At 42.8% G+C, this 11,019-nt stretch carries 14 protein-coding genes; 10 read left to right on the top strand and 4 right to left on the bottom strand.

The genetic code is table 11. From position 1 onward, the window contains the following. Together WKI49_01450 and WKI49_01455 are read left to right on the top strand one after the other, a co-directional pair. On the top strand, window positions 1-186 hold a 186-nt coding region (locus tag WKI49_01450; GenBank protein ID MEJ7621167.1), incomplete at its 5' end, for a cell division topological specificity factor MinE. After that, window positions 183-980 carry an HAD-IIA family hydrolase gene (locus tag WKI49_01455; protein ID MEJ7621168.1) on the top strand — a complete coding sequence of 266 codons (798 nt, stop codon included), beginning with the start codon at window positions 183-185 and terminating at the stop codon, window positions 978-980. The genes WKI49_01450 and WKI49_01455, both read left to right, overlap by 4 nt. On the opposite strand, the gene WKI49_01460 is transcribed toward WKI49_01455, so the two are convergent. Together WKI49_01460 and WKI49_01465 are read right to left on the bottom strand one after the other, a co-directional pair. Next, window positions 945-1,787, bottom strand: coding sequence for a peptidylprolyl isomerase (locus tag WKI49_01460; GenBank protein ID MEJ7621169.1), 843 nt, complete (start codon window positions 1,785-1,787; stop codon window positions 945-947). The genes WKI49_01455 and WKI49_01460 overlap by 36 nt on opposite strands. Then, window positions 1,730-2,551: a peptidylprolyl isomerase gene (locus WKI49_01465; GenBank protein MEJ7621170.1), complete on the bottom strand. Its 822-nt coding sequence runs from the start codon at window positions 2,549-2,551 to the stop codon at window positions 1,730-1,732. The genes WKI49_01460 and WKI49_01465 overlap by 58 nt, the downstream gene beginning before the upstream one ends. Before the next feature lie 17 nt (window positions 2,552-2,568). Here WKI49_01465 and WKI49_01470 point away from each other — a divergent pair, with 17 nt between their 5' ends. From WKI49_01470 to WKI49_01505, 8 genes are all read left to right on the top strand, one after another. Beyond that, on the top strand, window positions 2,569-3,459 hold the full coding sequence (locus WKI49_01470) for a bile acid:sodium symporter family protein (GenBank protein ID MEJ7621171.1): 891 nt from the start codon (window positions 2,569-2,571) through the stop codon (window positions 3,457-3,459). Continuing rightward, window positions 3,456-4,109, top strand: a complete 654-nt coding sequence (locus tag WKI49_01475) for a septal ring lytic transglycosylase RlpA family protein (GenBank protein MEJ7621172.1) — start codon at window positions 3,456-3,458, stop codon at window positions 4,107-4,109. The genes WKI49_01470 and WKI49_01475 overlap by 4 nt, the downstream gene beginning before the upstream one ends. A 176-nt stretch (window positions 4,110-4,285) precedes the next feature. Then, complete coding sequence (locus WKI49_01480; protein ID MEJ7621173.1) at window positions 4,286-5,272, top strand: substrate-binding domain-containing protein; 987 nt, start codon at window positions 4,286-4,288, stop codon at window positions 5,270-5,272. Next, complete coding sequence (gene modA / locus WKI49_01485; GenBank protein ID MEJ7621174.1) at window positions 5,269-6,027, top strand: molybdate ABC transporter substrate-binding protein; 759 nt, start codon at window positions 5,269-5,271, stop codon at window positions 6,025-6,027. The genes WKI49_01480 and modA overlap by 4 nt, the downstream gene beginning before the upstream one ends. After that, the gene (modB, locus tag WKI49_01490) at window positions 6,027-6,695 is read left to right on the top strand and encodes a molybdate ABC transporter permease subunit (protein ID MEJ7621175.1); all 669 of its coding nucleotides are present in this window, start codon (window positions 6,027-6,029) and stop codon (window positions 6,693-6,695) included. The genes modA and modB overlap by 1 nt, the downstream gene beginning before the upstream one ends. Continuing rightward, on the top strand, window positions 6,692-7,468 hold the full coding sequence (locus tag WKI49_01495) for an ABC transporter ATP-binding protein (protein ID MEJ7621176.1): 777 nt from the start codon (window positions 6,692-6,694) through the stop codon (window positions 7,466-7,468). The genes modB and WKI49_01495 overlap by 4 nt, the downstream gene beginning before the upstream one ends. Window positions 7,469-7,517: 49 nt before the next feature. After that, complete coding sequence (gene phoU / locus WKI49_01500) at window positions 7,518-8,186, top strand: phosphate signaling complex protein PhoU (protein MEJ7621177.1); 669 nt, start codon at window positions 7,518-7,520, stop codon at window positions 8,184-8,186. Continuing rightward, the gene (locus WKI49_01505; GenBank protein ID MEJ7621178.1) at window positions 8,183-9,907 is read left to right on the top strand and encodes an ATP-binding protein; all 1,725 of its coding nucleotides are present in this window, start codon (window positions 8,183-8,185) and stop codon (window positions 9,905-9,907) included. The genes phoU and WKI49_01505 overlap by 4 nt, the downstream gene beginning before the upstream one ends. On the opposite strand, the gene WKI49_01510 is transcribed toward WKI49_01505, so the two are convergent. Together WKI49_01510 and WKI49_01515 are read right to left on the bottom strand one after the other, a co-directional pair. Further along, window positions 9,865-10,353 (bottom strand): hypothetical protein, encoded by a 489-nt coding sequence (locus tag WKI49_01510; protein MEJ7621179.1) that lies wholly within the window; start codon window positions 10,351-10,353, stop codon window positions 9,865-9,867. The two genes, WKI49_01505 and WKI49_01510, sit on opposite strands and share 43 nt — an antisense overlap. Then, complete coding sequence (locus WKI49_01515) at window positions 10,350-10,919, bottom strand: hypothetical protein (protein MEJ7621180.1); 570 nt, start codon at window positions 10,917-10,919, stop codon at window positions 10,350-10,352. The genes WKI49_01510 and WKI49_01515 overlap by 4 nt, the downstream gene beginning before the upstream one ends. Window positions 10,920-11,019: the final 100 nt, after the last annotated feature.

The raw sequence follows: 11,019 nt of genomic DNA on the forward strand, positions 1-11,019 counted from the left end.
CTTACCCTTGTTTTATCTTACGAAAGAAAAGGACTTCCACCTAACTTTATTGATATACTTAAGGAAGACCTTATATCAATGTTTTCCAAATATGAACACTTTGAAATCGAAAAGATAGAAGTGGATATAAAAAGAGGCGAAAACGATTTTGATGAGCTTTGGATTAGTATACCCTTTAAGCAATGAGTGTGCCAGTTTTACTTCTTGACCTTGACGGAGTTTTGGTAAAGGATAAGGCTTTGAACCCTTTTGAGGATACGGTAAGGTTTTTGCAAAGTATAAGAACCTTAGGTATACCCTTTAGGGTGGTTTCCAACAACTCTACAAGACCGCCAGACAAATTAATAGAGGAGTTAGGAAAGAAAGGTGTGGAGCTTCAAAGAGAGGAATTTATTTCACCCCTGTCAATACTTGGAGACTATCTTAGAGCTCAAGGTATAAAGAGGGTCTTCTTTATAGGCATGCCTGTGGTAGAGGAATACATAAGAACTCTTGGCTTTGAAGTAGTGCAGGACCACATGGTGGATGCAGTAGTGATAGGTCAAGATAGAAACCTTGATTTTAACAAGCTAAAAATTGCCACTTCTGCGGTTTTTCTAAAAAATGCCAAGCTAATTCCTATAAATTTAAGTAGAATCGTAAAGGACGATGATGGGCTTTACTTTCCGGGGGCTGGGTCAATTGCTACAGCTATAGCTCATGCTTGTAAATATGACAAAGCCTTGCCTAATCTTGGCAAACCCTCTGAAGAGTTTATAAGATACGCTCTTGAAGGTTTGAGGGGTAGTGAGGTTTATTTAGTAAGCGACGATATATATACAGACCTTATGGGTGCAAAGGAGCTTGGTATAAAAACAGTTTTTATGACCACGGGTAAATACAAAAAAGAAGAGCTATCGAAAGCTAACTTTACCCCAGACTTGGTTTTTGATAGCCTCTCAGAACTACTGGATTATCTTTATAAAGCTGTTTCTTCTTAACCTTTCGAGAAGCTCCTGTCTTCTTGTCTCCATTTTCCTTAGCAGAATCTCTTCTCTAAGTTCCTCTACGCTTTTGCCTTCGGTTATTTCCTCCTGTGATAGGACCTTGGCTATATACACATGGTCCTTATCTTCCGCAAATACTATTTCACCTAGGCTTGCTCTCCAAACTTCTTTGTCCAAAACTTCCACCAAATCCCCCCGCGCAACCCTTAGTTTTTCCAAGCTTACTCCCATTTCCTTAGCTATAGCATCAAGTCCCTTTTCTGGGCTAAATATTGTCTTTAATTTCCCTTCATCCTTTCTATCTATTACAAGAAGTTCTATGTTCCGAACCACCCTTATATTACCACTTTTGAGCCTTTCCAACTCAATTTCTACATCGGAGACTCTAACTTCCCTTTCAAGAAAGGCAATAAGCCCTTGTGTAGCCAAAATTTCTCTCTCTAAGAATCTTCTAAGGTCCTGAAGGGTAAGACCCTCTTTTGCGAGCTCTTGAGCTATCCCATCAAGGGTCATCCTGTTTACCCTTGCTATGTTTACTAAAGCTTGCTCTATTAGTTCGGGTGGCACCTGCATACCTCTTCCTACGAGGAACTGGTATAGGAGCATATCTTCTATGAGTTTATCAAGGACTTCTTTCCAGTCGTTAGTAGCATAGTAGAGCATACCCATCTTAATGTCGCTCTCAAGTATAGGTTCTGAGTTTACGGAAGCTACCACCCTGTCTACAAGAACCGCAGAAAAGCTTAAAGTTGTCCAAAGTAAAACTCCACCGAGTATCTTTTTGAAACTTCTTGAAACCATCTTTGGAAAACCTCCTGTCTTTTTTCCCTAAGTAGCTTTTCTCTTACTATGGGCTTTGCCTCCTCAAGAGGCATTATACCACTTCCTCTTCTGCTCGCTATTCTAAAAATGACATAACTTCCACCTACCTCTATAGGTCTTGTGGTCTTACCTACTTCGTAGGGATACAGCTGGCGTCTTACTATCTCTGGCAATGTCTGAATAGAATACCACATGGGCTGACCTACCCTTACTTCTGCACTTCTAACAGGTAGTCCTCTTGAAAGCCTATAATATACCTCGTTAGCGGTATCAAGACTGCTTGTTGTATACCTTTCCAAGAGCACTCGTGCGGGAAGTTTAAAATCTCTTAGGTTAAGGTAATAGTAGGCGGTTATTTGTCCATCCTTAACATCAAGGTCTCTTGCTATCCTGTTTACTATTTTTTGGCTTAGTATCTCCGTGGTTATAAGCTCTTTCGCCACATCACTTAGACGCTTACTACCTATATGCCTTTCCACATACTCCTCAAATTCCAGCGGGCTAACGGATATACCCATCCTTTTAGCTTCCATCTGTATTATTTTGCTTCTTACATACTCCACAAGAAACTCTTGAAGGTCTCTGCGTGTAGCTCTTGCTATAGGTAAATGTAGTATTTCTCTCCAGTATGCGTTAAAGGCTTGTTGGAGCTCTGTGGAGGTTATTTGCTCCCTATCTATACGTGCTACCACTTTGGCAGAGGCGATGTTAAGTATTAGGAGGATGAGAATCAATAGCTTCATGGGTATATTATAGCAGTATGCAGGCGGTTATAACTTTGGTTGTGCTAATTACCTTTAGCCTATTAGGGCTTTACGCAAAGGAGCTCTTCTTACAACTAAAGCCAGCTATTCCCTATCTTCTCGCACTTATCATGCTAAGCATGGGTTTAACACTAAGAGGTGAAGAGTTCTACGAGGTGTTTAGAAAGCCTTTCAGAATAATATACGCTGGGCTTTTACAGTTTACCATAATGCCTTTGCTGGGTTATGGTCTCGCTCTTCTATTGAAAGTCAACGAATATATAATGTATGGTTCTGTTTTGGTTGGTTCTGCTCCCGGTGGCACTGCTTCTAATGTAATAACCTACCTCTCGGGTGGAAACCTTGCCTACTCTGTGAGCATGACAACCTTTTCTACTCTCATTTCCCCTATAATGACACCCCTCCTCACCTATATGCTTATAGGCAAAAGGGTTGACCTGCAGGTAGCTTCAATGGTCTTAGACCTTTTTTTGATAGTCCTATTGCCAGTTTTGGTAGGCATCCTTATAAGAAGGGTTTTCCCAAGGATTAGGCATCTTGAGACTCTATTACCATACCTTGCGGTCTTTTTTATAGGAGTTATAATCGCCACTGTTCTTGCCCTAAACTCAGAGAGGCTCAAGGAACTTTCCATACAGGTTTTTATACTCGTCTTGCTTCACAACCTTTTGGGTTTTCTTCTTGGATACATTTTTGCAAAAATTGTAGGGTTTGACAGAACCTATGCCAAAACCCTTTCCATAGAGGTGGGAATGCAAAACTCTGGTTTGGCTACAGTCCTTGCCCTCAGATACTTTCCTCCAGAGTCTGCCCTTCCTGGTGCCCTCTTTAGCCTCATGCAAAACCTCAACGGACTAATTTTGTCTATAATATTTAGAAGGGTATGAAAACTTTTCTGCTTCTTTTTTTATTTCTTATTTCTTCCTGTTATGTAGCGGCGTGGGATAGGTCTATAGGAGCGGATGGTGAGTTAAGGGTTAACTGCCCTGAGGTATTACGGACCGAAGGCTTTTATTGCACAGGAGATAGAGCATACAGTAATTTGGTCCAAAGTGGAAGCAGAGTAAGGGTGGTTAACATACTCACTGGCAAAAGTATAACCATAGCGGTTTTCAGAAGAGAAGACATAAGAGGTATATGTGTCCCCGAGAGGTTTAGAGATATTCTCGGAGAAGCACCATTTCTGGCAAAGCTTGAAATTCAAAGATGCGGAGTGGATGACAGAAGAACATGCCCTACAACAATAAGAGGTCTTGCCAGTTATTACGCAGAACCTTACCATGGTAGAGAAACTCCATACGGAATTAGGTATGACATGTATGGCTACTATGCAGCAAGTCCAGACTTGCCCCTGGGAAGCCTCCTTAAGGTAAAAAACCTCAAGAATGGTAAGGAAGTGGTCGTAAAGGTCATAGACAGAGGTCCACTAAAACCCGAAAGAATCCTTGACCTCTCTTATTCCGCTGCAAGGGATTTAGATATGCTCAGAGACGGAGTTGTAGAAGTTCAAGCCCTTGTGCTAAGATGTGGAGATTGAATAGAAACTTCTTTTCCTTTTAGCCTCTTTCACTCCTTGCCCCTTCATACAGTGATAATAAACCTCAAGGCTTGCTAAGAATCTTGCTCGTGCTAATCCTACTCATATCCGCCTACAAGGTCTGGAGGCACTAACCTCTTGACAATTTTTTGTCATTAAGATACGATATATTGTCAATGAACAGGGTCAAGGAAAGGCGTCTAAGGCTTGGCTTGTCTCAGGAGGAGCTATCCAAGATAACAAACATTCCAAGGACTACCATAAGTGCCATAGAGTCTGGTAAGGCTACCCCCTCTGTAGACTATGCTCTAAGGCTTGCCAAGGCTCTAAGATGCACTGTAGAGGAACTTTTTGGAGAGGAAGAGTTTGTTCCCTTCTTAGGCTTTAAGGAAGGGCTTTTTGTTAGTTATCAGGTAGATGAGAAGAGAGTTCTCTTTCCAATAAACCTGTCAGAGGCGGAAGACTGCCCAGAGGGCTATTTCAAAGAGGGTAAAGTGGAGTGGTTCAATAGACAAACTCTACCCACATACACCTTTGCGGGTTGCGACCCTTCCTTTAAACTCCTCTCAAAAGCCCTCAGAGAAGAGGGAATAAGGCTTTTGGTTATAAACCTTCCAAGCATGAAGGCTCTTGAGCTTCTCAAAGATGGTTTTATTCATATGGCAGGCATCCATATGGGAAGCTTTGAAGAGAACATAAGGCTGGCAAGAAGTTTTCTTGGCAAGGGATATAAGGTTGTAAAGCTCTTCTCTTGGGAAGAAGGTATAGCGGTTAGAGAAAGGCTTTCTCTCCAGGAACTAAAGGGCAAACTTTGGCTTGCAAGAGAGGAAGGAAGCGGTGCAAGGAAGGTCTTTGAAGAGTTAAGAAAGGACATGGCAATAGAGAACTTCAGAGTGGTCTCTGGAGGTCATGAAAAGATAACCTTTAGCCTAAGAGAAGGCTTTGGTGATGCGGGAATTACCACAAAAGCCTATGCCCTTGAGTATGGACTTAGTTTCTTAGGTGTAAAGTGGGAGGACTATTGCCTTTGCTACAGAGCGGATTTAGAAGAGGACAGAAACTTTCTAAGAGTTCTTGACTTTCTCAAAAGCAAAAGGCACACACGCTTACTTTCTTACCTACCGGGTTATGAGAAAAAATCCCTTGAGGAGGTTTTACTGTGAGGACACTGCTTTTCTTACTTCTTGGGCTTTTTAGTCTTGCTCATGCGGAGCTCATAAGGGTCTTTGCAGCTTCAGACCTGCAGTATGCCTTAAGGGAAATTGCAAGCCTTTATATGAAAAGGTATCCAGAGGACAAGGTGGAGCTCGTATTTGGCTCCTCTGGAAAGGGCTACGCACAGATTAGAGCTGGTGCACCCTTTCACATCTACTTTTCTGCCAACATGAAGTATGTGGAAGAGCTCTACAAAGAAGGACATATAATAACGAAGCCAAAACCCTATGCCATTGGTAGAATAGTGGTTTGGACCAGAAAGGACTCTCCTCTTGACCCCTCTAAGTTTCCAGAGGTGCTACTTGACCGAAGAGTTAGAAGGATAGCCATAGCCAACTGGGAGCATGCACCTTATGGAAAGGCAGCAAAGGAAGCCCTTGAGGCTTATGGTGTATTTGATAGGGTAAAGAACAAGTTAGTGATTGGAGAAAGCGTCTCTCAAGCTGCCAGCTTTGTATACTCGGGTGCGGCGGACATTGGCATTATAGCACTTTCCTTGGCACTGGCTCCCGAACTGCAGGCAAGAGGTAAATACTGGCTAATTCCGGAAGATAAGCACGAAAGGCTTGAACAAGGCTACGGCATTACAAAAGAGGGAGGCAAGGTTAAAAACGCAAGGAGGTTCTACGACTTTATAGGCTCTCCAGAGGCAAGAAGAATATTCGTCAAATACGGCTTTGTCTTGCCAGGTGAAGAGAGATGATGGCGGATATAAACCCAGTGCCCATATGGCTTACAGTAAAACTTTCCATATGGACCACCATAATACTACTCATAATAGGCATTCCACTCTCCTACTACCTTGCTTACACAAAAAGCAAGCTGGGGCTCGTTATAGAAGCTCTGGTTACCCTTCCTCTTGTCCTACCACCAACAGTTTTGGGCTTTTACCTTCTACTGCTTTTGAGTAAAAACGGCATTATAGGCTCTGTATGGTATAGGCTATTTGACTACCAGCTTGTATTCCACTTTGAGGGTATAGTTATAGCCTCGGTCATATATAGCCTGCCTATGATGGTGCATCCACTTACCTCCGGTTTTAGAAGCGTGCCAAGAAATATCATAGAAGCCAGCTGGACTCTTGGAAAGTCAAAGATTGAAACCCTATTTAGAGTAATACTTCCCAACATGAAGGCTTCTGTGCTTACTGGCATAGTGTTATCCTTTGCCCATACCATAGGAGAGTTTGGTGTGGTTTTGATGGTAGGTGGAAACATAGAGGGAGAAACCCGTGTGGTATCCATAGCCATATACGATGCGGTGGAAGCCATAGACTACAAGACCGCACACGTCTATGCGGGTATTCTTTTTGTGGCTTCTTTTATATGCCTTGCCATGCTATACGCCATTAACAGGAGGTGGAGCCTGTGATAAGAGCAAGGGTAAAAAAGTTCCTGCATGGCTTTGATGGAGATTTTTGGCTTGACGTAGAGCTTGAAGTAAAAGGCGCGGAATTTCTTGTTATTCTTGGACAGTCTGGTAGTGGAAAGACAACCCTTTTGAGATGTATAGCAGGGCTTGAAACACCAGAAGAGGGTTATATAGAAGTAGATGGAGAGGTTTGGTTTGACTCAAAGAGAAGGATAAACCTGCCACCTCAAAGGAGGAACGTGGGTTTTGTCTTTCAGGACTATGCCCTTTTTCCCAATATGACAGTGCTTGAAAATGTTATGTATGGGATGAGAAAAAAGGACAAAGACAGAGCCATAGAACTTCTCAGGATGGCTGGCTTGGAGGGTCTAAAGGACAAAAAACCTGACAAACTCTCGGGAGGGCAAAAACAAAGGGTAGCCCTTTTGAGAGCCCTTGCAAAAGAGCCAAAGGTTTTACTGCTTGATGAACCTCTTTCTGCCCTTGACCCAGACCTAAGGCTTGAACTTCAAAAAGAGCTAAGGAACTTCCAAAAAAATGCGTCAATACCCGCTTTAATGGTTAGCCATGACAAGGAAGAAACCCTAAGACTTGCGGACAGGGTAATAAGAATACACAAAGGAAAGATAGTGGAAGAGGGTGAGCCTCAAAGGATATTAGCGGATGCTCAGGCAATCCTTGTAAGCAAAAGAGAAAACCACAGAGAGGTCATACTTACCCTTAAACTTGAGGGTAAACTTGTGGAGATGAGAATAGACAAGGAAAGCCTTTAACAAAATCTTAACAAAAGGTCACTAAAATACTATAATATGGAGGGTCATGATGAAACTTTTTCAGGAGCTTGAGGAGACAAAGAACCTTGTTTTAAAGATGGCAGGTCTTGTCAAGGAGGCTGTGGACAAGGCAATAGAGTCTTTAAACAAGCAAAGCGTGGAGCTTGCGGAGGAGGTCATAAAGGGAGATGACCAGATTGACCAGATGGAGGTGGAGATAGAGAGAAGGTGTATAAGGATGATAGCCCTATATCAGCCAGAGGCGGTAGACTTAAGGCTTATAATGGGTATTTATAAGGTAGTCTCTGACCTTGAAAGGATTGGGGACGAGGCGGAAAACATAGCGGAAAGGTCTATACTTTTGGCACAAGAGCCACCATTAAAACCCTATGTAAACCTAACCCTTATGGCTGCAAATGTGAAAAGCATGATAGAGGATGCGGTGCTTTCCTTTTTCCAAAGGGATATAAGCCTTGCCAAAAAGGTCATAGAAAGGGACGATATGGTAGATGAGCTATACCATCAAGTGCAAAGAGAACTTATCACCTACATGCTTGAAGACCCAAGAAACATAAAGAGGTCTTTGCACCTTTCCTTTATAGCGAGGCACTTTGAAAGGATGGCGGACCACGCAGAAAACATAGCGGAGATGACCATATACTGGTCTGAGGGAGAAATGGTAAAACACCAGCACATTAAGGAGAAGGAAATGCATTGAAGCTTTACCTTGCCTTTTTCCTTTTTCTCTCTGTCTTTGTCCTCATAAACATAGCCTTTTTAGACAACCTTAGGCAAATATGGGGTATAAGCTATCCACTTGTCCTCTTGGTTATAAACCTTGACCTGCTTATCCTCTTTGTGGTCTTTGTTATATTTTTTAGAAAGTTTATAAAAACCTACCTTACTGGCAGGAGTGGTCCATTAAGGCGTAAGCTCTCCACAAGCCTTTTGCTCTACATTATAGCGCCTCTTATATTCCTTAACATAGCAACCGCCATAATACTTTTGCAATCTACCAAGTCCTTTGTGAGCGGACAGTTAAAGGAGGTGGCAAGAAGGTCAGAAGATTTAAAACTTCTTATAGAGGAAGGGGAGAAGAAAAAAATAGAGGACTATAGGAAAATTGCAGAGCTTTTAAAGGAAAAGGGTGTGGAACCTCAGGTGCTTGAAGCCTTGGAGGGTGTTAGGGTTATCAAAAATCCAAACTGCGAGGAAAGCCTTGAGGAAGAAATGGCTGTGTTGTGTATTGATGGCTACAGTGTAGTTATAAGAAGAGGCTCAGAAGTTAACTCCTTAGTCAATTACATATACCAGACTGCGGGTGAGTTAAGGAATATGGTAAAGGCAAGGGACATAATAGGTGGCATATACATATACTTTATAGTGCTTGCGGGTTTCGTTTCCTTTCTTTCTGCGGTATGGTTTGGCAATCTCGTTGCAAGATACATTAGCCTACCTCTTGAAAGGCTTTCACAAAAGGCTGGAGAGTTAGCAAAGGGGAACTTTGAAGTTCATGTGGAAGTGCCTCAAACGGGAGACGAGGTGCAAGAGCTTGCAAGCAGTTTTCTGAGGATGAAAGAGGAGTTAAAGGCGTTATACCAAAGGCTAAACAGGGAAAAGGAGATTCTTTTGACCCTCTTTGATGCTCTACCGGTGGGTATAGTGTTTATATCAAAGGATGGGGAAAGGTTTCATAACAAAACCTACGAGGAGCTTGCAAAGAAAAGCAACGTAAGACAAAGCTTTATTGAGCTTGAGCTTGGAAAGGTCGTGGTTTACGAAGACCTTGAGGCGGTTATTCTTGCGGAACGCTTTAAGACTTGGCAGATGGCGGTAAAGAGGATAGCCCATGAGATAAAAAACCCTCTCACTCCCATAAGTCTAAACCTTGAAAGGCTTATAAGGTCTCTGCAAAGGGGTCAGTGTGATATGGAACGTGTAGCACAGATGGCTGAGCTTATGCTACAAGAGATTCAAAGGGTCAAAAAGACCATTGACCAGTTTAGAAGCCTTTCTGTGGATACAGAGCCTCAATTTAAGGATGTGGACTTGGGAGATTTGCTCAGGCAGGTCTCAAGGCTCTATGAGGGTCTTTCCATAGAGGTATATGGCTCTTTGAAGGTGGCAGGTGACGAGAGGCTATTAAGGGATATGTTCTTCAATCTTTTTAATAACAGCCTTGAGTGGGGTGCAAAGAGGGTGTGGGTTGAGTTAAAAGAGAACATGATAATCTACAAAGACGATGGGGTGGGTATAGAGGAAGGAAAAGAAGAGCTTATTTTTATGCCATACCATTCTGAAAACCCACAGGGTATGGGTCTTGGTCTTGCCATAGTAAGGCACATAGCAGAGCTTCACGGTTGGAGTGTCAAGGCTCTTCCCAGCAAGGATGGCTTTTATATGCTTGTGGAACTAAGTCCAAGAAAGGGTAGTATTTGAAGAACTCTTATGAGGTGGTTTTCCCATACGACCTCTAACTCTTCTTTTACCGCCTTCTCTTGGTCTTCTGGGCTTAGGCTTTTAAAGCTTTCAGACTTTACACCTCTTTCGTGCAAAAGGAGAGGGACAAAGACCTTACCCATGGCATAGAAGACAAAGGCAAGCTCTGTATCTGAAAGTTGTGGAAAGCCATTGAAGGTTTTGTAGGTCTTTATTCCCGCCCAGTTGGTCCAATAACGCACCTCTGGGTCTTCCACCCTCTTTTCGTAGCCTCCCACATACATGGAGATGAGAGCCTTTAGAAGCCTTTCTTCCCTTTGAGGATACAGGCTGGAAATTTCTTGTGCCAATTTGTCCACATCCCTTGAGCTTATAAGCTCGTAGTCCTTTAGAAACCGCTCCTTCCAGTTTTCATACCTTATAAACTCCTGATGGGGAACTCTCAACCTGTCTCCTCCGACCTTTCATACTCAGGACACTCAAGGCTTGAGGGGTCTACTTGAGGTAGGACCTCCCTTGTATCTGTATGATAGCCACAAACAAAGCATTCAATGGAAACCGCATATCCCACATGCATATGACCTATGTCCCATCCGCAGAGAGGGCATTCACCTTCTCCAGCCTTAAGAAGTTCCATAAGCCTGTTTCCGTTTTTTAAGCCACTTTGCACCTTTTTTACCCTATCTATAGCTTTTTGCACCTCATCGCTGTTCCACTCCGAGCCACACTCAAGGCAACGGTATTCCGCATAACTACCTTCCTTTATAAGCCTTATCACCTTGGTAGAACCGCACCGGTCATCTATGCAAACCTCTCCTATGAGCTTTCTTCCCAGCTTGTCCAATATGCTTCTAAAGTCTTCCTGTGTCAATCTCATAGGCACATCGTAAGCCTTGTAGCCACAGCATTGGCATTCCGCCTCCACTCTTGGATAGGGTTCTTCATATTCACATACCCTAAGTGCTATCCTTTTGCAATAAGGACATAGCTCAAGATGTGTTAAACAGACCATGTCTCTCCTCCTTTTTATAACATGTTATACTTTTTCATAAGCTCCGCAAGTTCTTTGTCCTTATCTTCAAAGGGTCTTATCATAGTCCTTCTATCCCATA

Source organism: Aquificaceae bacterium (assembly GCA_037722135.1).
Taxonomy (GTDB): domain Bacteria; phylum Aquificota; class Aquificia; order Aquificales; family Aquificaceae; genus Pampinifervens; species Pampinifervens sericum.

Coding starts and splice junctions, on each gene's coding strand:
- WKI49_01455 (MEJ7621168.1), top strand. CDS start 183: ATGAGTGTGCCAGTTTTACTTCTTGACCTTGACGGAGTTTTGGTAAAG.
- WKI49_01460 (MEJ7621169.1), bottom strand. CDS start 1,787: ATGGTTTCAAGAAGTTTCAAAAAGATACTCGGTGGAGTTTTACTTTGG.
- WKI49_01465 (MEJ7621170.1), bottom strand. CDS start 2,551: ATGAAGCTATTGATTCTCATCCTCCTAATACTTAACATCGCCTCTGCC.
- WKI49_01470 (MEJ7621171.1), top strand. CDS start 2,569: ATGCAGGCGGTTATAACTTTGGTTGTGCTAATTACCTTTAGCCTATTA.
- WKI49_01475 (MEJ7621172.1), top strand. CDS start 3,456: ATGAAAACTTTTCTGCTTCTTTTTTTATTTCTTATTTCTTCCTGTTAT.
- WKI49_01480 (MEJ7621173.1), top strand. CDS start 4,286: ATGAACAGGGTCAAGGAAAGGCGTCTAAGGCTTGGCTTGTCTCAGGAG.
- modB (MEJ7621175.1), top strand. CDS start 6,027: ATGGCGGATATAAACCCAGTGCCCATATGGCTTACAGTAAAACTTTCC.
- phoU (MEJ7621177.1), top strand. CDS start 7,518: ATGAAACTTTTTCAGGAGCTTGAGGAGACAAAGAACCTTGTTTTAAAG.
- WKI49_01515 (MEJ7621180.1), bottom strand. CDS start 10,919: ATGGTCTGTTTAACACATCTTGAGCTATGTCCTTATTGCAAAAGGATA.